Genomic DNA, 22,922 nt, shown 5'->3' with positions numbered 1-22,922 from the left:
CCCGGGCTCCGTGCCGTCCGCGCTTCCTCCAGCCCCTGCCACGATAGGCGCCCGCACCGACAGCCTCAGAGTTATCCACAGGCTCCACTCTTCGGAGAAGGCATCCTCACCGGCACCGGCGCCGCCCGCACGAAAGGGACCCGGCCCCCTGGGCCGGGTCCCTTCCGCCTCGTCGCCGCCGCGCGCAGCGTCAGCGCACGAACACTCCCGCCTGGCTCGCCAGGTCCAGGAAGTACTGCGGCGCCACGCCCAGGACGAGCGTGACCGCCACGCCGACCCCGATCGCGGTCATGGTCAGCGGTGACGGCACGGCGACCGTCGGCCCCTCGGGGCTCGGCTCGCTGAAGAACATGAGCACGATGACGCGGATGTAGAAGAACGCGGCGATCGCCGAGGAGATCACACCGACCACGACGATCGCGCCGGCGCCGCCCTCCGCGGCCGCCTTGAACACGGCGAACTTGCCCGCGAACCCGGAGGTCAGCGGGATGCCCGCGAAGGCCAGCAGGAACACCGCGAACACGGCCGCGACCAGCGGTGACCTGCGTCCGAGCCCGGCCCACTTGGAGAGGTGGGTCGCCTCGCCGCCCGCGTCCCGCACGAGCGTGACCACGGCGAACGCGCCGATCGTCACGAACGAGTAGGCGCCCAGGTAGAACAGCACCGAGGAGACGCCGTCCGGCGTGGTCGCGATGACACCGGCGAGGATGAAGCCCGCGTGCGCGATCGACGAGTACGCGAGCAGTCGCTTGATGTCGGTCTGGGTGATGGCGACGATCGCGCCGCCCAGCATGGTGACGATGGCGACGGCCCACATGACCGGCCGCCAGTCCCAGCGCAGGCCGGGCAGGACGACGTACAGGAGCCTGAGGAGCGCACCGAACGCCGCCACCTTCGTCGCCGCGGCCATGAATCCGGTGACCGGGGTCGGGGCGCCCTGGTAGACGTCGGGCGTCCACATGTGGAACGGCACCGCGCCGACCTTGAACAGCAGGCCCATGACGACCATGGCGGCGCCGATGAGGAGCAGCGCGTCGTTGCCCATGGTGCCGGCGAGGGCGGGGCTGACCTCCCCGACGGTGCCGTCGACGACCCGGGCGATGGTGCCGTACTTCACGGAGCCCGCGTAGCCGTACAGCAGGGCGATGCCGAAGAGGGTGAACGCGGAGGCGAAGGCGCCGAGGAGGAAGTACTTGACGGCGGCCTCCTGCGACATGAGCCGCTTGCGGCGGGCCACGGCGCACAGCAGGTACAGCGGGAGCGAGAACACCTCCAGCGCGATGAACAGGGTCAGCAGGTCGTTCGCCGCGGGGAAGATCAGCATGCCGCCGACGGCGAAGAGCAGCAGCGGGAACACCTCGGTGGTGGTGAAGCCCGCCTTGACGGCGGCCTTCTCGCTGTCGCTGCCCGGCACGGACGCGGCCTGCGCGGCGAACGAGTCGACGCGGTTGCCGTGCGCCGCGGGGTCGAGGCGCCGTTCGGCGAAGGTGAACACGCCGAGGATGCCGGCGAGGAGGATCGTGCCCTGGAGGAACAGGGCCGGTCCGTCGACGGCGACGGCGCCCATCGCGACGATGCCCGACTTGGTCGTGGCGTATCCGCCCGCCGCGAGCCCGATCACCGCGGCGAAGGCGGCGGCGAGCGCGACGACGGACAGGAAGACCTGGGCGTAGTACCGGGTCTTGCGGGGGACGAACGCCTCGACCAGCACGCCGAGGACGGCCGCCCCGATGACGATCAAGGTGGGCGACAGCTGCCCGTATTCGATGTCCGGCGCGCCGATCTTGTCGATCGGTTCGGCTGCCGTTGTCCACAGGGTGTGGACGGCTGATGCGCTCACTTGGACGCCTCCACCTCGGGCTGGGGGTCCTTCTTCTGTACGTCGGACAAGGTCTGCTTGACCGCCGGGTTGACGATGTCGGTGACGGGCTTCGGGTAGACGCCCAGGAAGATCAGCAGAACGATCAGCGGGGCGACCACGACGAGTTCCCGCACCCGCAGATCGGGCATGCCCTCGACCTCGGCCTTCACCGGGCCCGTCATCGTCCGCTGGTAGAGGACGAGGGTGTAGAGCGCGGCGAGGACGATGCCGACGGTGGCGATGATCCCGATGACCGGGTAGCGGGCGAACGTGCCCACCAGGACCAGGAACTCACTGACGAACGGGGCGAGCCCCGGCAGCGACAGGGTGGCGAGACCACCGATCAGGAAGGTTCCGGCGAGCACCGGGGCGACCTTCTGGACGCCGCCGTAGTCGGCGATGAGCCGCGATCCGCGCCGGGAGATCAGGAACCCGGCGACCAGCATGAGGGCCGCGGTGGAGATGCCGTGGTTGACCATGTAGAGCGTCGCGCCCGACTGGCCCTGGCTGGTCATCGCGAAGATGCCCAGGACGATGAACCCGAAGTGGGAGATCGACGCGTAGGCGACCAGCCGCTTGATGTCCCGCTGGCCGACCGCGAGCAGCGCCCCGTAGATGATGCTGATCAGGGCGAGGACGAGGATCGCGGGCGTCGCCCAGGTGCTGGCCTCCGGGAACAGCTGGAGGCAGAAGCGGAGCATCGCGAAGGTGCCGACCTTGTCGACGACCGCCGTGATCAGGACGGCGACCGGGGCCGTCGACTCCTGCATGGCGTTGGGCAGCCAGGTGTGCAGCGGCCACAGCGGCGCCTTCACCGCGAAGGCGAAGAAGAACCCGAGGAACAGCCACCGCTCGGTGTTGGTCGCCATGTCCAGGGTTCCGTTGGCGCGGGCCTCGGCGATCTCCGTGAGGGAGAAGTTCCCGGCGACGACGTACAGGCCGATGACCGCGGCCAGCATGATCAGGCCGCCGACCAGGTTGTAGAGGAGGAACTTCACGGCGGCGTACGACCGCTGGGTGGACGCCGCCTTCTCACCGTGCTCGTGGGCCCGGTCCCCGAAGCCGCCGATGAGGAAGTACATCGGGATGAGCATGGCTTCGAAGAAGATGTAGAAGAGGAAGACGTCGGTGGCCTCGAACGAGATGATCACCATCGCCTCGACCAGCAGGATCAGCGCGAAGAAGCCCTGTGTGGGCCGCCACCGCCTGCTGCCGGTCTCCAGCGGGTCGGCGTCGTGCCAGCCCGCGAGGATGATGAACGGGATCAGCAGCGCGGTGAGCGCGATCATCGCGACGGCGATGCCGTCCACGCCCAGCTCGTAGCGGACCCCGAAGTCCTTGATCCAGGCGTGGGACTCGGTGAGCTGGTAGCGGTCGCCGTCGGGGTCGAAGCGGACCAGGACGACCGCGGCGAGCACCAGGGTGGCCAGCGAGACGATCAGCGCCAGCCATTTCGCGGCGGTCCGCCGGGCGGCCGGTACGGCGGCCGTGGCGATGGCTCCCAGGGCCGGGAGCACCGCCGTCGCTGTCAGCAGAGGAAAGGACATCGGTATCAGACCGCCCTCATCAGCAGGGTCGCGGCGATGAGGATCGCAGCGCCGCCGAACATCGAGACCGCGTACGACCGGGCATAGCCGTTCTGGATGCGGCGCAGCCGCCCGGAGAGGCCGCCCATGCCGGCCGCGGTGCCGTTGACGACACCGTCGACCAGGGTGTGGTCGACGTAGACCAGGGATCGGGTGAGGTGCTCTCCGCCGCGGACGAGGACCACGTGGTTGAAGTCGTCCTGGTAGAGGTCGCGGCGGGCGGCCCGGGTGAGCAGCGATCCGCGCGGGGCGACGACCGGGACGGGGCGGCGCCCGTACTGGAGCCAGGCGAGGCCGACACCGATGACCATCACGGCGACCGTGGAGGCGGTGACCGCCGCGGCGCCGATCGGCGGGTGCCCGTGCCGGTGGCCGGTGACGGGCTCCAGCCAGTCGATGAACCGGTCGCCGATGCTGAAGAACCCGCCCGCGAAGACCGATCCGACGGCCAGCACGATCATCGGGATCGTCATGACCCTGGGCGACTCGTGCGGGTGCGGTTCCGCGTGCGCGCCGTGGTGTTCGGCGGCGGGCTCCACGTCCGGCTCCGTCGGGGAGGCGGTCGGCCGGTTGCGCCAGCGCTCCTCGCCGAAGAACGTCAGCAGCATCACGCGGGTCATGTAGAACGCGGTGATGGCCGCGCCCAGCAGGGCCACGCCGCCGAGGATCCAGCCCTCGGTGCCGCCCTTGGCGAACGCCGCCTCGATGATCTTGTCCTTGGAGAAGAAGCCGGACAGACCCGGGAAGCCGATGATGGCGAGGTAGCCGAGGCCGAACGTGATGAAGGTGATCGGCATGTACGTGCGGAGGCCGCCGTACTTGCGCATGTCGACCTCGTCGTTCATGCCGTGCATGACCGAACCGGCGCCGAGGAACAGCCCGGCCTTGAAGAAGCCGTGCGTCACCAGGTGCATGATCGCGAAGACGTAGCCGATGGGGCCGAGGCCCGCGGCGAGCACCATGTAGCCGATCTGCGACATGGTCGAACCGGCGAGGGCCTTCTTGATGTCGTCCTTCGCGCAACCGACGATCGCACCGAACAGCAGCGTGACCGCGCCGACCACGGTGGTCACCAGCTGGGCGTCCGGGGCGGCGTTGAAGATGTCGGCGGAGCGGACGATCAGGTAGACGCCGGCGGTGACCATGGTCGCGGCGTGGATGAGGGCCGAGACCGGGGTCGGGCCCTCCATCGCGTCCCCGAGCCAGGACTGCAACGGCACCTGGGCGGACTTGCCGCACGCGGCGAGCAGCAGCATCAGGGCGATGGCGGTCAGCTTGCCCTCGGTCGCCTCACCGGTGGCCTCCAGGACCGGCCCGAAGGCGAACGTCCCGAAGGTGGTGAACATCAGCATGATGGCGATGGACAGGCCCACGTCGCCGACGCGGTTGACCAGGAAGGCCTTCTTCGCGGCGGTGGCGGCGCTGGGCTTGTGCTGCCAGAAGCCGATGAGGAGGTAGGAGGCGAGACCGACGCCCTCCCAGCCGACGTACAGCAGCAGGTAGTTGTCGGCGAGGACGAGCAGCAGCATCGCCGCGAGGAACAGGTTCAGGTAGCCGAAGAAGCGGCGTCGGCGCTCGTCGTGCTCCATGTAGCCGATGGAGTACACGTGGATGAGCGAGCCGACTCCGGTGATCAGCAGCACGAACGTCATCGACAGCTGGTCGAGTTGGAAGGCGACGTCCGCCTGGAAGCCCCCGACGGGGATCCAGCTGAACAGGAACTGGTGCATCGCACGGTTCTCGGGGTCCTTGCCGAGCATGTCGGCGAAGAGGACGACACCGACGACGAACGAGGCGGCGGCGAGGGCCGTGCCGATCCAGTGGCCGACGGCGTCGAGGCGCCGGCCACCGCACAGCAGGACGGCGGCTCCGAGCAGGGGCGCCGCGATCAGCAGCGCAATCAGGTTCTCCACGATTCTTCCGACCCCTTACAGCTTCATCAGGCTGGCGTCGTCGACCGAGGCCGAGTGGCGGGAACGGAACAGCGACACGATGATCGCGAGTCCGACCACGACCTCCGCGGCGGCGACGACCATCGTGAAGAAGGCGATGATCTGGCCGTCGAGATTGCCGTGCATACGGGAGAACGCGACGAGGGCGAGGTTGCAGGCGTTGAGCATCAGCTCGACGCACATGAACACCACGATCGCGTTCCGCCTGATCAGGACGCCGGTGGCGCCGATCGTGAACAGCAGGGCGGCGAGATACAGGTAGTTGACGGGATTCACTTCGATGCCTCCCCGCTCTTGCCGCTGTTGGTGCGCTCCAGGCGGTCCTCGGCGCGCTGCTCCAGGGCCTTGAGGTCGTTCAGCGCCTCGGTCGACACGTCGCGGACCTGACCGCGGTCCCGCAGCGTCTTGCTGACGGTCAGCTCGGACGGGGTGCCGTCGGGCAGCAGGCCCGCGATGTCGACCGCGTTGTGCCGGGCGTAGACGCCGGGGGCCGGCAGCGGCGGGAGGTGCTTGCCCTCGCGGACGCGCTGCTCGGCCAGTTCGCGCTGGGTCTTGGCGCGCTCGGTGCGCTCGCGGTGGGTGAGCACCATGGCGCCGACGGCGGCCGTGATCAGCAGGGCGCCGGTGAGCTCGAAGGCGAACACGTAGTCGGTGAAGATGAGGGCGGCGAGGCCCTCCACGTTGCCCCCGGAGTTCGCCTGGCCGAGGCCGTTGAACTCGGTGAGCGCCGCGTTGCCGATGCCCCCGACGAGCAGGATGCCGAAGCCGAGGCCGCACAGCAGGGCCAGCCAGCGCTGGCCCTTGATGGTCTCCTTCAGGGAGTCCGCCGCGGTGACGCCGACGAGCATCACCACGAACAGGAACAGCATCATGATCGCGCCGGTGTAGACGACGATCTGCACGACGCCCAGGAAGTAGGCGCCGTTGGCGAGGTAGAACACCGCCAGAATGATCATGGTGCCGGCCAGGCAGAGCGCGCTGTGCACGGCCTTCTTCATGAACACGGTGCACAGGGCGCCGATCACCGCGACGGTGCCGAGCACCCAGAACTGGAAGGCCTCACCGGTGGAGGTCGTGTAGGCCGCGAGTTGCTGCGTCATCGTCGGACCGCCTTCTCCGACGCGGGCTCGTCCTCACCGAAGGTGGACGCGGCCTCCTGCGGCACCTCGCCCTTGGAGAGGGCGACCTGCTGCTCGGTACCGGGCGCGGCCTCGGTGACCAGGCCCCGGTAGTAGTCCTGCTCGTCGGTGCCCGGGTAGATGGCGTGCGGCGTGTCGACCATGCCGTCGTCGAGCCCGGCGAGCAGCTGCTCCTTGGTGTAGATGAGGTTGGCGCGGCTGGAGTCGGCCAGCTCGAACTCGTTGGTCATCGTGAGCGCGCGCGTGGGGCACGCCTCGATGCACAGTCCGCACAGGATGCAGCGGGCGTAGTTGATCTGGTAGACGCGGCCGTACCGCTCGCCCGGCGAGTAGCGCTCCTCGTCCGTGTTGTCCGCGCCCTCCACGTAGATCGCGTCGGCGGGACAGGCCCAGGCGCACAGCTCGCAGCCCACGCACTTCTCCAGGCCGTCCGGATGGCGGTTGAGCTGGTGCCGGCCGTGGAACCGCGGGGCGGTGGTCTTCTCCTGTTCCGGGTACTGCTCGGTCAGCCGCTTCTTGAACATGGCCTTGAAGGTCACGCCGAAGCCGGCGACGGGGTTCTGGAAACCCGGCTTGGTCTCCTTGGGCTCATCAGCCATCGGACGCCTCCCTCCCATTCGAAGATCCGTCACTGTCAGTATCGGACCCACCACTGACAATCAGCTCCCGCTCGCGGCGCGGACGCCTGCGCGGCACCGGCGGGAGGATCTGTCCGGGCAGGGGCGGTACGGGGTATCCGCCGGCCATCGGGTCGAAGGCGGCCGGTTCGGCGGGCTGGTCCCGGCTCTCACGCTTGTCGCGGAAGATGTCCGCGACGAACGACAGCAGGAACAGCACGACGACGGCACCGGCGACGTACAGCGCGATCTGGGCGAAGTCGTAGTTCTCGTTGCGCAGGGTCCGCACGGTCGCGACCAGCATCAGCCAGACCACGGAGACCGGCAGGAGGACCTTCCAGCCGAGCTTCATCAGCTGGTCGTAGCGGACGCGTGGGAGGGTGCCGCGCAGCCAGATGAAGAAGAACAGCAGCAGCTGCACCTTCACCACGAACCAGAGCATCGGCCACCAGCCGTGGTTGGCGCCCTCCCAGAAGGTGCTGATGGGCCAGGGGGCCCGCCACCCGCCGAGGAAGAGGGTCACCGACACCGCCGAGACCGTCACCATGTTCACGTACTCGGCGAGCATGAACATCGCGAACTTGATCGACGAGTACTCGGTGTTGAAGCCGCCGACCAGGTCGCCCTCGGACTCCGGCATGTCGAACGGGGCGCGGTTGGTCTCGCCGACCATGGTCACGATGTAGATCACGAAGGAGACCGGCAGCAGCACGATGTACCAGCGGTCCTGCTGGGCCTCGACGATCGCCGACGTCGACATCGACCCCGAGTAGAGGAACACCGAGGCGAACGCGGCACCCATGGCGATCTCGTAGGAGATCATCTGCGCGCAGGACCGCAGGCCGCCCAGCAGCGGGTAGGTGGAGCCGGAGCTCCAGCCCGCCAGGACGATGCCGTAGATGCCGACCGAGGCGACCGCGAGGACGTAGAGCATCGCGATCGGCAGGTCGGTGAGCTGCATCGTGGTGCGCTGGCCGAAGATCGAGATCTCGTTGCCCGCGGGACCGAAGGGGATCACCGCGATCGCCATGAAGGCCGGGATGGCCGCGACGATCGGCGCGAGGACGTAGACCACCTTGTCCGCGCGTTTGACGATGACGTCTTCCTTGAGCATCAGCTTGATGCCGTCGGCGAGCGACTGGAGCATGCCCCAGGGGCCGTGCCGGTTGGGGCCGATGCGCAGCTGCATCCAGGCGACGACCTTGCGTTCCCACACGATGGAGAACAGCACGGTGATCATAAGGAAGGCGAAGCAGAACACCGCCTTGATGACGACCAGCCACCAGGGGTCGCGGCCGAACATCGAGAGGTCTTCAGCGGCGAGGTAGTACGCGCTCATGCCTCCACCTCCTCGGGGGCCTCGGCGGCGGGCGTCGCGGGGCCGATGCGGACGAGTGCGCCGGGCAGCGCCCCGGTGTCGGAGGCGACGCCCGAGCCGGCGGAGTTCAGCGGCAGCCAGACGACGCGGTCGGGCATGTCGGTGATCTGCAGCGGGAGCGCGGCGACGCCCTCGGGCCCGGTGACCGCCAGCAGGTCACCGTTCTTGACGCCGGCCTCGGCGGCCGTCGCGGCGGACACGCGCGCGTGCGCGGCGTGCCGGGTGCCGGCGAGCGCCTCGTCGCCGTCCTGGAGGCGGCCCTGGTCGAGCAGCAGCCGGTGTCCGGCGAGGACGGCCTCCCCGGCGGCGGGCCGCGGCAGTCCGGCGGCGATCTCCACGGGCTCGGTGGCCCGCGAGCCGTCCCAGGCGCCGAGCCGGTCCAGCTCCGCACGCGTGGTGCGCAGGTCGGGCAGTCCGAGGTGGACGTCCATCGCGTCGGCGAGCATCTGCAGCACCCGCCCGTCGGTGGGTGCCAGACGGCGGGTCATCTGGTCGGGCTTGAGCGCGGCCTCGAACGGCCGGACCCTGCCTTCCCAGTTGATGAAGCTGCCCGCCTTCTCGGCGACGGCGGCGACCGGGAGGACGACGTCGGCGTGGTCGGTGACCTCGCTGGGCCGCAGTTCCAGGGAGACCAGGAAGCCCACCGCGGCGAGCGCCTCACGCGCGCGTGCCGGTTCGGGCAGGTCGGCGACCTCGACCCCGGCGACCACCAGGGCCCCGAGTTCTCCGGTGGCGGCGGCCTCGATGATCTGCCCGGTGTCGCGGCCGTAGCGCAGCGGGAGCTGGGCGACGCCCCAGATGGCGGCGAGCTCGTCCCGCGCGCGGGGGTCGGTGGCCGGGCGGCCGCCCGGCAGCAGCGACGGCAGCGCGCCGGCCTCGATGGCACCGCGCTCCCCGGCCCGGCGGGGGATCCACACCAGCCGGGCACCGGTGAGGGCGGCGGCCCGTACGGCGGCGGTGAGTCCGCCGGCCACGCCGCCGAGCCGCTCGCCGACGACGATGACGGCGCCCTCGGTGCGCAGCGCGGCGGCGGCCTCGGTGCCGTCCCCCTCCAGTCCGGCGCCGCTCGCGAGGGCGTCCAGCCACTCGGTCTCGGTGCCGGGCGCGGCGGGCAGCAGTGTCCCGCCGGCCTTCTCCAGGCCCCGGGTGGCGTGCGTGGCGAGCGAGAACACCCGCATCTTGTGCTTGCGCCAGGCCTTGCGGAGCCTCAGGAAGACACCGGGTGCCTCCTCCTCGGCCTCGAACCCGACGAGGAGGACCGCGGGGGCCTTCTCCAGGGCGGCGTACGTGACGCCCCTGCCGTCGAGGTCGTGGCCGCGGCCGGCGACCCGGGCGGCCAGGAAGTCGGCCTCCTCGCCGCTGTGCACGCGCGCGCGGAAGTCGATGTCGTTGGTGTCGAGCGCCACGCGCGCGAACTTGCTGTACGCGTAGGCGTCCTCGACGGTGAGCCGGCCGCCGGTCAGGACACCGGCCCTGCCGCGCGCGGCGAGCAGCCCCTGGGCGGCGGCCTCCAGGGCCTCCGGCCAGGACGCCGGTTCCAGGACGCCCTCCTCGTTGCGGACGAGGGGGGTGGTGAGCCGGTCGGGGCGCTGCGCGTAGCGGAACGCGAAGCGTCCCTTGTCGCAGATCCACTCCTCGTTGACCTGGGGGTCGTCGGCGGCGAGCCGCCGCATGACCTTGCCGCGCCGGTGGTCGGTGCGGGTGGCGCAGCCGCCGGAGCAGTGCTCGCACACGGACGGCGAGGAGACGAGGTCGAAGGGCCGGGAGCGGAATCGGTACGCCGCCGAGGTCAGCGCGCCCACCGGGCAGATCTGGATGGTGTTGCCGGAGAAGTACGACTCGAACGGGTCGCCCTCGCCGGTGCCGACCTGCTGGAGCGCGCCCCGTTCGAGCAGTTCGATCATCGGGTCGCCGGCGACCTGGTTGGAGAAGCGGGTGCAGCGGGCGCACAGCACGCACCGCTCGCGGTCGAGGAGCACCTGCGCGGAGATCGGTACCGGCTTCTCGTAGGTGCGCTTGCGGCCCTCGAAGCGGGACTCGGACTGGCCGTGCGACATGGCCTGGTTCTGAAGGGGGCATTCGCCGCCCTTGTCGCAGACGGGGCAGTCCAGGGGGTGGTTGATGAGCAGCAGCTCCATCACCCCCTTCTGGGCCTTCTCGGCGACCGGGGAGGTGAGTTGAGTCCGGACGACCATCCCGTCCGTACAGGTGATCGTGCAGGACGCCATGGGCTTGCGCTGGCCCTCGACCTCGACGATGCACTGGCGGCAGGCGCCGGCCGGGTCGAGGAGGGGGTGGTCGCAGAAGCGGGGGATCTCGATGCCGAGCTGCTCGGCGGCCCGGATGACCAGGGTGCCCTTGGGCACGCTGATGTCGACGCCGTCGATGGTCAGCGAGACGAGATTCTCCGGCGGGACCGCCGCCTCTCCCCCTCCGGAGGGAGCGCTGGTGGTCACAGTCATGCGTTCACCTCCGCGTGCTTGTCCTTGTCGGCCCAGGCGGTCGACCTGGCGGGGTCGAAGGGGCAGCCCCGGCCCGTGATGTGGTCCTCGTACTCCTCGCGGAAGTACTTCAGGGAGGAGAAGATCGGTGAGGCGGCGCCGTCGCCGAGGGCGCAGAACGACTTGCCGTTGATGTTGTCGGCGATGTCGTTGAGCTTGTCGAGGTCGCTCATGACGCCCTTGCCGGCCTCGATGTCGCGCAGCAGCTGGACGAGCCAGTAGGTGCCCTCGCGGCAGGGGGTGCACTTGCCGCAGGACTCGTGGGCGTAGAACTCGGTCCAGCGGGTGACGGCCCGCACGACGCAGGTGGTCTCGTCGAAGCACTGGAGCGCCTTGGTGCCGAGCATGGAGCCGGCGGCGCCCACTCCTTCGTAGTCGAGGGGGACGTCGAGGTGCTCGTCGGTGAACATCGGGGTCGAGGAGCCGCCCGGTGTCCAGAACTTGAGGCGGTGGCCGGGGCGCATGCCGCCGCTCATCTCCAGCAGCTGGCGCAGGGTGACGCCGAGCGGGGCCTCGTACTGGCCGGGGCTGGCGACGTGGCCGCTGAGGGAGTAGAGCGTGAAACCGGGCGACTTCTCGCTGCCCATCGACCGGAACCATTCCTTGCCCCGGTGCAGGATGGCGGGAACCGACGCGATCGACTCGACGTTGTTCACGACAGTGGGACAGGCGTAGAGGCCTTCCACGGCAGGGAAGGGGGGACGCAGTCGCGGTTGACCACGGCGGCCTTCGAGCGAGTCGAGCAGCGCGGTCTCCTCACCGCAGATGTACGCGCCGGCGCCCGCGTGCACGGTGATGTCGAGGTCGAGTCCGCTGCCCAGGATGTTCTCGCCGAGGAGGCCCGCCTCGTAGGCCTCACGGACGGCCTCGTGCAACCGCCGCAGGACGGGGACGACCTCCCCCCGCAGATAGATGAAGGCGTGCGACGACCGGATCGCGTAGCACGCGATGATCATGCCCTCGATGAGGCTGTGCGGGTTGGCGAACAGGAGCGGGATGTCCTTGCAGGTCCCCGGCTCCGACTCGTCGGCGTTGACGACGAGGTAGTGCGGCTTTCCGTCCCCCTGCGGAATGAACTGCCATTTCATCCCGGTGGGGAAGCCGGCGCCGCCGCGACCGCGCAGACCCGATTCCTTGACGTACGCGATGAGGTCGTCCGGCGTCATGGCGAGCGCCTTGCGGAGTCCCTCGTACCCGTCGTGCCGCCGGTAGACGTCCAGCGTCCAGGACCTGTCCTCGTCCCAGAAGGCCGACAGCACGGGTGCGAGCAGCTTCTCGGGGCTGGTGCCCTTGATCTCGGGTGCCAACGTCATCACTCCCCCTCCTCGGCGGTGGGCCCTGCGGCATCCAGGCCGCGGGGCGAAGCCCCTCCATCACGGGTGGTGGTGGGTGACGGGTGGGACGGGTCGGAGGCCGATGTCTCCTGCGGCGCGTCGTGCGAGCTGAGGTGCTCGCCCGGTGACGGCTCGTGCACCGTGTCCTGCGGCTCGTCGTGCGGGCCGCCGTCCCGCGGGTGGACCACGCGCGCGGTTCCGGCCTCGCCCCTGGCCAGGCGGAGGCCCACCAGGGAGGCGGGTCCGGCGCCGCCGGTCGCCTCGACGGCCCCGGGCCGCTCGTCGGGGAAGCCGGCGAGGATCCGCGCGGTCTCCTTGAAGGTGCACAGCGGCGCCCCGCGCGTGGGCTCGACCTGGACGCCGGCCCGCAGGTCGTCCACGAGCCGCTTGGCGCTGTCGACGGTCTGGTTGTCGAAGAACTCCCAGTTGACCATCACGACCGGCGCGAAGTCGCAGGCCGCGTTGCACTCGATGTGCTCCAGGGTGACCTTGCCGTCGTCGGTGGTCTCGCCATTGCCGACGCTCAGGTGCTCCTGGAGCGCCTCGAAGATCGCGTCGCCGCCCATCACCGCGCACAGGGTGTTGGTGCAGACGCCGACCTGGTAGTCACCGCTCGGCCTGCGCCGGTACATGGTGTAGAAGGTGGCGACCGCGGTGACCTCGGCCGTGGTCAGGCCCAGCACCTCGGCGCAGAACCGCATGCCGGTGCGGGTGACGTGGCCCTCCTCGGACTGCACGAGGTGCAGCAGCGGCAGCAGGGCGGACCGGGAGTCGGGGTAGCGGGCGACGACCTCGGCCGCGTCCCGCTCCAGCCGGGCTCGAACGTCGTCCGGGTAGTCGGGCGCGGGCAGCTGGGGCATGCCCAGGCTGACGCCCTCGGGGGTGGTGGTCACCGGTCGACGCCTCCCATCACGGGGTCGATGGACGCGACGGCGACGATGACGTCGGCGACCTGGCCGCCCTCGCACATCGCCGCCATGGTCTGAAGGTTGGTGAAGGACGGGTCACGGAAGTGGACCCGGAAGGGGCGGGTGCCTCCGTCGGACACGACGTGCACCCCGAGTTCGCCCTTGGGGGACTCGACCGCCGCGTACGCCTGTCCCGGCGGGACGCGGAAGCCCTCGGTCACCAGCTTGAAGTGGTGGATCAGGGCCTCCATGGAGGTGCCCATGATCTTCTTGATGTGGTCCAGGGAGTTGCCGAGGCCGTCCGGTCCGAGGGCGAGCTGGGCGGGCCAGGCGATCTTCTTGTCCTCGACCATGACCGGTCCGGGCTGGAGCCGGTCCAGGCACTGCTCGACGATCCTGAGCGACTGGCGCATCTCCTCCAGCCGGATCAGGAAGCGGCCGTAGGAGTCGCAGGTGTCGGCGGTCGGGACGTCGAAGTCGTACGTCTCGTAGCCGCAGTACGGCTGGGCCTTGCGCAGGTCGTGCGGGAGGCCGGCGGAGCGCAGGATCGGGCCGGTGGCGCCGAGGGCCATGCAGCCGGCCAGGTCGAGGTAGCCGACGTCCTGCATACGGGCCTTGAAGATGGGGTTCCCGGTGGCGAGTTTGTCGTACTCGGGGAGGTTCTTGTTCATCTTCTTCACGAACTCGCGGATCTGGTCCACCGCGCCGGGCGGCAGGTCCTGGGCGAGTCCGCCGGGCCGGATGTACGCGTGGTTCATGCGCAGGCCGGTGATGAGCTCGTAGATGTCGAGAATGAGTTCACGATCACGAAAGCCGTAGATCATGATCGTGGTGGCGCCCAGCTCCATGCCGCCGGTGGCGATGCACACCAGGTGGGAGGAGAGCCGGTTCAGCTCCATCAGGAGCACGCGAATGATCGAGGCGCGGTCGGGGACCTGGTCCTCGATGCCGAGGAGCTTCTCGACCGCGAGGCAGTACGCCGTCTCGTTGAAGAACGGCGTCAGGTAGTCCATGCGCGTCACGAAGGTGGTGCCCTGCGTCCACGTGCGGTACTCGAGGTTCTTCTCGATGCCGGTGTGGAGGTAGCCGATGCCGCAGCGGGCCTCGGTGACGGTCTCGCCGTCGATCTCCAGGATGAGCCGGAGCACACCGTGGGTGGACGGGTGCTGGGGGCCCATGTTGACGATGATGCGCTCGTCGTCGGACCTCGCCGCGGTCTCGGCGACCTCGTCCCAGTCGCCGCCGGTGACCGTGTAGACGGTGCCCTCGGTGGTCTCGCGCGGCGTTGCGTGCTGCGTGCTCATGAGTACGACCTCCGCTGGTCCGGAGCCGGGATCTGGGCGCCCTTGTACTCGACGGGGATGCCGCCGAGGGGATAGTCCTTGCGCTGCGGGAAGCCCTGCCAGTCGTCCGGCATCATGATCCGCGTCAGCGCGGGGTGGCCGTCGAAGACGATGCCGTAGAAGTCGTACGTCTCGCGCTCGTGCCAGTCGTTCGTCGGGTAGACGGCGACGAGCGACGGGATGTGCGGGTCGGCGTCGGGGGCGGAGACCTCCAGGCGGATCAGCCGGTTGTGGGTGATCGACCGCAGGTGGTAGACGGCGTGCAGTTCGCGGCCCTTGTCGCCGGGGTAGTGGACGCCGCTCACGCCCGTGCACAGTTCGAAGCGGAGGGCCGGGTCGTCGCGCAGGGTGCGGGCGACGGTCGGCAGGAACTCGCGCTCGATGTGGAAGGTGATCTCCCCGCGGTCGACGACGGTCCTGTCGATCACGTTCTCGGGGACGAGGCCCTGTTCCTCCAGGGCGCCCTCCAGTTCGTCGGCGACCTCGTCGAACCAGCCGCCGTAGGGGCGGGTGGCCGGGCCGGGGAGCCGGATGGAGCGGACGAGGCCGCCGTAGCCGGAGGTGTCGCCGCCCTTGTCGGCGCCGAACATGCCCCGCTGGACGCGGATCTCCTCGCCGCCGTCGCCGCGCTGGCCGGGGAGGTTGGAGGCGGAGAGGTCCTTCTCGGGGTTGGGTCCGCCGTTGCCGTTCGCGGCGCTCATCGCAGCAGCCCCTTCATCTCGATGGTGGGGAGCGCCTTGAGCGCGGCTTCCTCGGCCTCGCGGGCCGCTTCCTCCGCGTTCACGCCGAGCTTGGACGTCTGGATCTTCTGGTGGAGCTTGAGGATCGCGTCCATCAGCATCTCGGGCCGCGGCGGGCAGCCGGGGAGATAGATGTCGACGGGGACGATGTGGTCGACGCCCTGGACGATCGCGTAGTTGTTGAACATGCCGCCGGACGACGCGCAGACCCCCATGGAGATCACCCACTTCGGGTTCGGCATCTGGTCGTAGACCTGCCGCAGCACCGGCGCCATCTTCTGGCTCACCCGGCCGGCCACGATCATCAGGTCCGCCTGGCGCGGCGAGCCGCGGAACACCTCCATGCCGAAGCGCGCCAGGTCGTAGCGGCCCGCGCCCGTGGTCATCATCTCGATGGCACAGCAGGCGAGGCCGAAGGTGGCGGGGAAGACGGACGCCTTGCGCACCCAGCCCGCGGCCTGCTCGACGGTGGTCAGCAGGAAACCGCTCGGCAGTTTTTCTTCGAGTCCCATGGTCTTAGAAGCCCCTCAGTCCCATTCCAGGCCGCCACGACGCCAGACGTACGCGTAGGCGACGAAGACGGTGAGCACGAAGAGCAGCATCTCCACGAGCCCGAAAACACCCAGGGCGTCGAAGGTGACGGCCCAGGGGTAGAGGAAGACGATCTCGATGTCGAAGACGATGAAGAGCATCGCCGTCAGGTAGTACTTGATGGGGAAACGCCCGCCGCCGGCCGGCGTGGGGGTGGGCTCGATTCCGCACTCGTAGGCCTCGAGCTTGGCCCGGTTGTAGCGCTTCGGGCCGATCAGAGTGGCCATGATCACGGAGAAGATCGCAAAGCCTGCCCCGAGGGCTCCCAGTACGAGGATGGGCGCATAGGCGTTCACGGCTCCTCGCTCCTCTCAGTCGGCACTGACTGCTGGCGGTTGCGTGGACCGGCTCGCCACCCCACCCGTCCCACGAACACCGCCCGTCCCGACGAAGATCGCGAACATGTGAAGCAGGTCACAAGCCCAACTGCCCCGCATCTTATGCCTGCGGGTCTGTGATCTGCGACACGGGGTACGGCACCGAGTTTGTGATCTCCACCACCTGACGAAGGATCATGAAGTCGGATGAGCGGCGATCTTCATACACGAAGCGCCAGAGTGATCACCAGAAGTGACATTTTCGATCGTCGTCGCAGGTGAGAGGGTGCGTCTCTATATCAAGAGGGTTCCTCTGCATGCAAATTGGTGCTGGACGGGAGCGCTTGCTAGAGGACCGCGTTCACACCCCGGAGGGAGACGCGGTGACGAATGTGGACGCGTGCACGCGTTCACGAGCGTCAGCGACCGGCGATCATGAGCGCGAAGAGGCCGCATCGGTGATCACTCTGTGACCTGCGCCACATCCGATCGAGATCAAATCAACCGGGCTTGGCCACTCGGTGCGATCGATGGTAAGCGCAGGGCAATTCGGGCGTAATCATGAAAGCGCATGATCACGGGCTTGATCGACCATGTCCACTTTGCCCGTTACGCCGTCAATAAAGAGTGACGCGCAGGGAATTTGGGGCTTCCGTTGAACAACTGTGGCGCACCACACGTTGCTTGTAGGTATGGAGGAGCCCCTGGTACCGCTTGTACCCATGTCCCACACCGCTCACATACGCAGCCACCGGAAGCCCCGCCGCAACGCGTCGTCCTCGATCGCGGTGCGCGCCGGAGTCGCCGGTGGCATCCTCAGCACCGTGGCCGTGGCCGGCGCGTCAGCGCAGGCCGTCGCCGCGGAGTCGGTGACGCAGACCCTCGAACTGCCCACCCTCACGGCCGACCTGGCCACGCAGGCAGCGCAGTCCGCGGACGCGACGCAGCAGATGGCGGCCGACTACCAGCTGCAGGCCGAGCGTGACGCGGCCGCGGAGGCGGCGGCCGAGCAGGCCGACAAGGACCTGGCGAAGGCCAAGAAGGAAGAGGCCCGCAAGAAGGCCGCCGAGGAGGCGGAGCGCAAGGCCGCCGCCGAGCGCGCCTCGCGGGACAGCACGCGCACGACCCTCACCACGAACTCCGCCTCGACGGCACCGCCGGCCAGCGGCAGCGTCGAGACGGTCATCGCCTTCCTCGAGGCCCAGCTGGGCGACGCGTACGTCATGGGCGCCACGGGGCCCAACGCGTGGGACTGCTCGTCGCTGGTGCAGGCCGCGTTCAAGCAGGTCGGCGTGAGCCTTCCGCGGGTCTCGCAGGACCAGTCGATGCAGGGCACGGACATCCCGCTGTCCCAGATCCAGCGCGGCGACATCCTGTACTGGGGCGGCAAGGGTTCCGCCTACCACGTGGGCGTCTACCTCGGTGGCGGCAAGTACCTCGACGCGGCGAACCCCTCCAAGGGCGTCGTCATCCAGGACCTGTCGGGCTACCCGGCGTCGGGCGCGGTGCGCGTGCTCTGAGAGCCTGTGAACAAAGCCCCGTCCGGATCAGCCCGAGGCGCCTGGCGCCTTCGGATCCAAGGCGGAGGAGGGAGTGATGGCGGAGCCATCGCGACTGACGACAACGCCGGAGGCGGAGGTGCCAGGCGCCTCGGGCCCGGGCGCGGGTTTGTTCACAGGCTCTGAGCCGGTCCACCGACCGCTCGCCGTATGGAAGGGCCGTCCGCCTCTTGGGGCAGGCGGCCCTCCGGCATGCCCACGTACGGGCCGTGACGGGCCCTGGGAGGGCCGTTCGCTCCGGACCGAGGGTGCGCTGAGGGCCGAGGCGGCGAGAGCGCTCACCGACACGCTTCAGGCGCTCCGACCCCGCAACTGCTGATACTTCCGGGCGTTGCGTGACGAAAGGGACGCCGGGGAACGGCCCCGAAGGGCTCCGGGCCCCGGGGCTTTCGCGTCCGGGGCCCGGAACAGGGCGTGTTCGGCCCGTCAGGCCTTGGGGGCCACCTTCGAGAGGCCGTTGATGACGCGGTCCATCGCGTCGCCGCCGGTCGGGTCGGTGAGGTTGGCGAGGAGCTTCAGCGTGAACTTCATCAGCATCGGGTGGGTGAGGCCCCGCTGCGTGGCGAGCTTCATGATCTTGGGGTTGCCGATGAGCTTCACGAAGGCCCGGCCCAGCGTGTAGTACCCGCCGTAGGTGTCCTTGAGGACCTGCGGGTAGCGCTGGAGGGCGAGTTCGCGCTGGCCGGGGGTGGCGCGGGCGTGCGCCTGGACGATGACGTCGGCGGCGATCTGGCCGGACTCCATGGCGTAGGCGATGCCCTCGCCGTTGAAGGGGTTCACGAGGCCGCCGGCGTCGCCGACGAGGAGCAGGCCCTTGGTGTAGTGGGGCTTGCGGTTGAAGGCCATGGGGAGGGCCGCCCCGCGGATCGGGCCGGTCATGTTCTCCGGGGTGTAGCCCCACTCCTCCGGCATCGAGGCGCACCAGGCCTTGAGGATCTCGCGCCAGTCGAGCTCCTTGAAGGCGGCGGAGGTGTTGAGCACGCCCAGGCCGACGTTGGACGTGCCGTCGCCCATGCCGAAGATCCAGCCGTAGCCGGGCAGCAGCCGGTCCTCGCCGGGGCCGCGCCGGTCCCACAGCTCCAGCCAGGACTCCAGGTAGTCGTCGTCGTGGCGCGGGGAGGTGAAGTACGTGCGGACGGCGACGCCCATCGGGCGGTCCTCGCGGCGGTGCAGGCCCATCGCGAGGGAGAGGCGGCTGGAATTGCCGTCGGCGGCCACCACCAGCGGCGCGTGGAAGGTGACTTCCTGCTTCTCGCCCGAGTCCGGGTCGCCGAGCTTGGCCGTGACGCCGATGATGCGGCCCGTGCGGTCGTCGACGACGGGGCCGCTCACGTTGCAGTTCTCGTGGAGGCGGGCCCCGGCCTTCTGGGCCTGGCGGGCGAGCTGCTCGTCGAAGTCGTCGCGCTTGCGGACGAGTCCGTAGTCGGGGTACGAGGCGAGATCCGGCCAGTCGAGCTGGAGACGGACCCCGCCGCCGATGATCCGCAGCCCCTTGTTGCGGAGCCAGCCGGCCTCCTCGGAGATGTCGATGCCCATGGACACCAGCTGCTTGGTCGCGCGGGGCGTGAGGCCGTCGCCGCAGACCTTCTCCCTCGGGAAGCTCGTCTTCTCCAGCAGGAGCACGTCGAGCCCGGCCTTCGCCAGGTAGTACGCGGTGGTGGAACCGGCTGGCCCGGCCCCGACGACGATCACATCGGCGGTGTGTTCGGTAAGGGGCTGGGGCTCGGTCACGACGGGTTCTCCCCAAGAGGTAGTTGGAGCACTGGAAGACCAGAAAACATGTGCCGACAGGCATCGGACATGGGCAGTCTATTCAGCGGAACCTGATCATCGGCTGAAGGGCTGCCCCTGTGAACCGAGCTCTGCCCGACGTACGGCTGCGCGTCCCCACCGACGAGGACGCCTTCGCGTGGCACCGGATCTTCGACGACCCCGACGTCATGGAGTTCCACGGCGGCCGGGCCGCCGAGCTGTCCGTCTACGAGGAGCTCACGGCGCGCCAGCGTCGTCACGACGCCGAGTACGGGTTCTGTCTGTGGACCATGCTCGACGAGGAGGGCCGGGCCATCGGCTTCACCGGCGCCCAGCCGTGGCCGCGGACCTGGGGTCCGGCCGGCGAGATCGAGATCGGCTGGCGGCTCGCCCGCGACCACTGGGGCAAGGGGTATGTGACGGCCGCCGCCCTGCTGACCCTGGAGCGGGTGCGGGCGGCCGGCGTCCAGAACGTCGTCGCCATGGTCAACGCCCGCAACGAGCGCTCGATAGCGGTCACCCGGCGGCTGGGCATGGAGCTGGCGGAGACCTTCACGACGCCCGTCTCACAACAGGTGGGCCACTGCTACCGGCTGGCCCTCTGAGCCACGACGAGCCACGACCGGGACTCCCGGCCCACCCAATCCCCGTTCCGTGACGCAGAGTAGCGATTTTCGACAGATCGCCACGCACCGCTTCCGGACGGGCACCCCCGGCGGCTACTCTGCGGGTACCGCTGGGGGTGAACGTCTGTGCGCTTGACACCCAAGTCATTCGAAGTGCGTGTGCCTCGGTTCGTCGGGCTGATGGCCGTGGACGCGCGTGAGACGGCCGCGGCGAGCGGAGTCGGGCTGGCCGCCGGTGACCGGCCCGACGTCGAACTCGCCGTCGTGGACTACGTCGTACGGCAGTACCCGCCGCCGGGCGTGGCGGTGCCGCGAGGCGCGGTGGTGACCGTCTGGTTCGAGCTCGGCGACGACGGCGGGGGCGTGCGCGAACCCCGGCGCGGCGGCCCTCCCCCCGGGTTGCGCAGGGAGTTGGACGAGCCTGGGGAACCCTTCTCGCTGCGGCGGTAGGGCCGCGGCGGCGCGGCGGGCCCCTCCACCGCGCCGGAACTCCGCTACTTCTGGAGGAACAGGATCGCGACCGCCGCTCCCCCGCCGACCACGAAGGCCGCCGCGATGGTGAGGATCCACATCAGCGCCCTGCCCCGCGGCTTCGCGACGGGACCGGCCGGGAGCTGATGGCCGATCTCGACCATCGGAACCTCGTACGGCTCGACGGGCTGGGACGGATGCGTCGCCGACCGGCCCTGCGGGGTCGGTTGGCTGGGCGGGGCCGGCAGGCTGTGCGGTGTCGGAAGACTGGGCGGATCCGGCAGGCTGGGCGGGTCGGGCAGGCTGGGCGGGTCGGGCAGGCTGGGCGGGTCCGGCAGGCTGGGCGGGTCCGGCAGGCTCTGCGAGGTCGGGGGCCAGGACGGGGCGCCGTACGTCGCGGGGCCGCTCGGCATCGCCGGGAACGGGGGTGCGATCACGCCCGTGCGGGAGCCGGCCATCTGCACCAGATAGGGGGCCAGGAACGCCGCCGCGAAGATCCAGACGAGGCCGAAGAGCATGGCCTCGGCGAGGTTGAGGCCCACGTCTACCTGGCCGGCGGCGGAGAGGCCGCCCCCGAAGTCGGTCGAGGCGGAGCCGGACGCCTCCATGGCGAAGCCGCTGATGCCGGCGAGGAGGAGGAAGAGGCCGAAGAAGACACCGGCGGCGAGAAGTTGCTCACCCCGGCCCGATGACCGGCGGGCGGCGAGGACACCGAGGACCAGGGCGCAGACCAGGCCGAGCGCCAACGCGCCCACGACCGCCCAGTCGTTGACGGCGTCACCCAGCTCCGACAGGCCGAACGACTCGCGTTCGACACCGCCGTAGGGGCTGGACCCGCCGAGTCCGTAGTCGCCGGAGCCGTCGCCGTAGGAACCGTTCCCGTACGAGTCGTCGCCGTACGACGAGTCGTCCCCGTACCGCGAGCGGCCCGCCTCGCCCTCGAAGGACGCGCCCCAGGAGATGCCGAGGAAGGTGACGGCGATGTTGGGCAGGATGAACAGCGCGATCAGCAGCGGATTGACGTCGTTCTCCCAGTCGGCCCGGAGCTCGTCGCTCGACGCGACGGTGACGAGGGCGACGAGCGAGCACAGGGCGAGCACGATCGCCATGGCGCGCACGGCCGTTCCGGTCGCCCGGAACAGGGAGCGCGGGCCGGGGCGCACGGTCAGCCAGGCGGCGAGGTCGTCACGGTGCAGCACTCCGCCCGAGACGGCGGCGGTGAGCACCAGTGCGCCGAGCGCGGCGAGCCAGGGTGACGTGGAGACCTCGGCGAGGGCGACGGTCGGCTGGGCGAACAGCCCGAGCAGCAGGACGACGACGGTCACCAGCAGTGTGACCCGCACGGCCGCCTCGAGCCCGGCGGAACGGCCGGGGACGCCCCCTGCGCCGGGAACGCCGGGCGCACCGGGAGTACCGGGGCTGCCGCCGCCCGGGACGGTCCAGCCGACGCCGGGTCCGGCGAAGCCGGCGTACCCGGCACGGGTCGCCAGCCGGGTGCGAAGTTGACGTACGCCCAGGTACAGCGCGACGGCGAACAGAAGGGTCACCGTGAGCGGGACCAGGGTGAGGGTGAAGCCGGCCTCGACGGTGCGGAGTTCGCCGGAGTAGCCGCCGCCGGTCCCGGAGACCTGGAAGCCGCCGCCGACGCCCTGGAGGAGCGAGGCGAGGGCGATGCCCATGCGGTCTCCGAAGCCGACGATGTCCTCCTCGTCCTGGCCGTAGTCGGGGATGGCGAGGGCGACGGCGCTGCCGAGCAGGAACAGCACCGGCCAGAGCGCCGCGAGCGCCGATCCGGCCCAGTCGCCCCGGAAGGCCCGCCCCAGGAAGGCGCCCAGCGGCGACGGGCGGGCGGGGACCGGGGCGAACTCGGGAGGAGGTGGCGGTCCGGCGGGGGGCACGCCCGTGGCCGACCCCGGCGGCGGCGGTGGAGGCGTGCCGGGCGGGGCCGACGGAAAGGCGGCCGGCGGGGCTGCCTGCGGAGCGGCCGGCGGGGCCGACCCGGGCTCGGTCGGCGGGGCGGTCGGCGGAGTCGGGGGTGTGGCCGGGACGGCGGGCGCGTCCGGTGCCGGGGGCGCCGAGGGGACCGGTATGCGTTCCCGCCCGCACTTCATGCAGTAACGCGCGTCGTCGGGACCGGGGGTCCCGCAGTGCGGACAGTAGGACGTCATGGAACGCTCCGTCATCCAGAGAACTCGTGCCGTGATCGGACGTGGGCACACGGGTGCCGCGTGTGCGGTGACGTATCAA

19 protein-coding genes are annotated in these 22,922 nt (G+C 70.1%); 3 read left to right on the top strand and 16 right to left on the bottom strand.

The features are described from left to right. Positions 1-190 precede the first annotated feature (190 nt). The 14 genes from nuoN to SMA5143A_RS37770 are packed head-to-tail and all read right to left on the bottom strand — an operon-like array spanning position 191 to position 16,246. Positions 191-1,840: an NADH-quinone oxidoreductase subunit NuoN gene (nuoN, locus tag SMA5143A_RS37835; RefSeq protein ID WP_107467329.1), complete on the bottom strand. Its 1,650-nt coding sequence runs from the start codon at positions 1,838-1,840 to the stop codon at positions 191-193. Beyond that, entirely contained in the window at positions 1,837-3,408 is a 1,572-nt protein-coding gene (locus SMA5143A_RS37830) for an NADH-quinone oxidoreductase subunit M (protein WP_107467328.1), read from the bottom strand. The genes nuoN and SMA5143A_RS37830 overlap by 4 nt, the downstream gene beginning before the upstream one ends. 5 nt (positions 3,409-3,413) lie before the next feature. After that, positions 3,414-5,360 (bottom strand): NADH-quinone oxidoreductase subunit L, encoded by a 1,947-nt coding sequence (nuoL, locus tag SMA5143A_RS37825; RefSeq protein ID WP_107467327.1) that lies wholly within the window; start codon positions 5,358-5,360, stop codon positions 3,414-3,416. 15 nt (positions 5,361-5,375) lie between these two features. Beyond that, on the bottom strand, positions 5,376-5,675 hold the full coding sequence (nuoK, locus tag SMA5143A_RS37820; RefSeq protein ID WP_009310327.1) for an NADH-quinone oxidoreductase subunit NuoK: 300 nt from the start codon (positions 5,673-5,675) through the stop codon (positions 5,376-5,378). Continuing rightward, positions 5,672-6,499: an NADH-quinone oxidoreductase subunit J gene (locus SMA5143A_RS37815; protein WP_107467326.1), complete on the bottom strand. Its 828-nt coding sequence runs from the start codon at positions 6,497-6,499 to the stop codon at positions 5,672-5,674. Before SMA5143A_RS37815 ends, nuoK begins: the two co-directional genes overlap by 4 nt. Continuing rightward, on the bottom strand, positions 6,496-7,137 hold the full coding sequence (nuoI, locus tag SMA5143A_RS37810; RefSeq protein WP_107467325.1) for an NADH-quinone oxidoreductase subunit NuoI: 642 nt from the start codon (positions 7,135-7,137) through the stop codon (positions 6,496-6,498). The genes SMA5143A_RS37815 and nuoI overlap by 4 nt, the downstream gene beginning before the upstream one ends. Next, a complete protein-coding gene (gene nuoH / locus SMA5143A_RS37805) occupies positions 7,130-8,494 on the bottom strand; it encodes an NADH-quinone oxidoreductase subunit NuoH (RefSeq protein WP_107467324.1) in 1,365 nt (454 codons plus the stop codon). The genes nuoI and nuoH overlap by 8 nt, the downstream gene beginning before the upstream one ends. Further along, positions 8,491-10,995 carry an NADH-quinone oxidoreductase subunit G gene (locus tag SMA5143A_RS37800; protein WP_107467323.1) on the bottom strand — a complete coding sequence of 835 codons (2,505 nt, stop codon included), beginning with the start codon at positions 10,993-10,995 and terminating at the stop codon, positions 8,491-8,493. Before SMA5143A_RS37800 ends, nuoH begins: the two co-directional genes overlap by 4 nt. After that, positions 10,992-12,347, bottom strand: a complete 1,356-nt coding sequence (gene nuoF, locus SMA5143A_RS37795) for an NADH-quinone oxidoreductase subunit NuoF (protein WP_107467322.1) — start codon at positions 12,345-12,347, stop codon at positions 10,992-10,994. Before nuoF ends, SMA5143A_RS37800 begins: the two co-directional genes overlap by 4 nt. After that, positions 12,347-13,228, bottom strand: a complete 882-nt coding sequence (gene nuoE / locus SMA5143A_RS37790) for an NADH-quinone oxidoreductase subunit NuoE (RefSeq protein WP_107467343.1) — start codon at positions 13,226-13,228, stop codon at positions 12,347-12,349. The genes nuoF and nuoE overlap by 1 nt, the downstream gene beginning before the upstream one ends. A 29-nt stretch (positions 13,229-13,257) precedes the next feature. Further along, on the bottom strand, positions 13,258-14,580 hold the full coding sequence (locus tag SMA5143A_RS37785) for an NADH-quinone oxidoreductase subunit D (RefSeq protein WP_107467321.1): 1,323 nt from the start codon (positions 14,578-14,580) through the stop codon (positions 13,258-13,260). Continuing rightward, positions 14,577-15,320, bottom strand: a complete 744-nt coding sequence (locus SMA5143A_RS37780) for an NADH-quinone oxidoreductase subunit C (RefSeq protein WP_099969790.1) — start codon at positions 15,318-15,320, stop codon at positions 14,577-14,579. The genes SMA5143A_RS37785 and SMA5143A_RS37780 overlap by 4 nt, the downstream gene beginning before the upstream one ends. Next, complete coding sequence (locus SMA5143A_RS37775) at positions 15,317-15,871, bottom strand: NuoB/complex I 20 kDa subunit family protein (RefSeq protein ID WP_003998928.1); 555 nt, start codon at positions 15,869-15,871, stop codon at positions 15,317-15,319. The genes SMA5143A_RS37780 and SMA5143A_RS37775 overlap by 4 nt, the downstream gene beginning before the upstream one ends. Before the next feature lie 15 nt (positions 15,872-15,886). Further along, positions 15,887-16,246 carry an NADH-quinone oxidoreductase subunit A gene (locus SMA5143A_RS37770; RefSeq protein WP_009310323.1) on the bottom strand — a complete coding sequence of 120 codons (360 nt, stop codon included), beginning with the start codon at positions 16,244-16,246 and terminating at the stop codon, positions 15,887-15,889. Positions 16,247-16,959: 713 nt separating this feature from the next. Between SMA5143A_RS37770 and SMA5143A_RS37765 the strand changes: the two genes are divergently transcribed. After that, complete coding sequence (locus SMA5143A_RS37765) at positions 16,960-17,787, top strand: C40 family peptidase (RefSeq protein ID WP_107467320.1); 828 nt, start codon at positions 16,960-16,962, stop codon at positions 17,785-17,787. Between the two features lie 465 nt (positions 17,788-18,252). Here the strand turns inward: SMA5143A_RS37765 and SMA5143A_RS37760 are convergent, their stop codons facing one another. Beyond that, positions 18,253-19,557 (bottom strand): geranylgeranyl reductase family protein, encoded by a 1,305-nt coding sequence (locus tag SMA5143A_RS37760; protein ID WP_107467319.1) that lies wholly within the window; start codon positions 19,555-19,557, stop codon positions 18,253-18,255. A gap of 119 nt (positions 19,558-19,676) precedes the next feature. Between SMA5143A_RS37760 and SMA5143A_RS37755 the strand changes: the two genes are divergently transcribed. Both SMA5143A_RS37755 and SMA5143A_RS37750 read left to right on the top strand, forming a co-directional pair. After that, positions 19,677-20,183 (top strand): GNAT family N-acetyltransferase, encoded by a 507-nt coding sequence (locus SMA5143A_RS37755; protein WP_107467318.1) that lies wholly within the window; start codon positions 19,677-19,679, stop codon positions 20,181-20,183. Positions 20,184-20,330: 147 nt separating this feature from the next. After that, on the top strand, positions 20,331-20,654 hold the full coding sequence (locus tag SMA5143A_RS37750) for a PASTA domain-containing protein (RefSeq protein ID WP_107467317.1): 324 nt from the start codon (positions 20,331-20,333) through the stop codon (positions 20,652-20,654). A gap of 44 nt (positions 20,655-20,698) precedes the next feature. On the opposite strand, the gene SMA5143A_RS37745 is transcribed toward SMA5143A_RS37750, so the two are convergent. Continuing rightward, a complete protein-coding gene (locus SMA5143A_RS37745; RefSeq protein ID WP_107467342.1) occupies positions 20,699-22,843 on the bottom strand; it encodes a zinc ribbon domain-containing protein in 2,145 nt (714 codons plus the stop codon). Positions 22,844-22,922: the final 79 nt, after the last annotated feature.

This window comes from Streptomyces sp. MA5143a, from assembly GCF_900290235.1.
Lineage (GTDB): Bacteria > Actinomycetota > Actinomycetes > Streptomycetales > Streptomycetaceae > Streptomyces.
The sequence above is the reverse complement of the archived record's forward strand: the minus strand, read 5'-3'. Positions and strand labels throughout refer to the sequence as shown.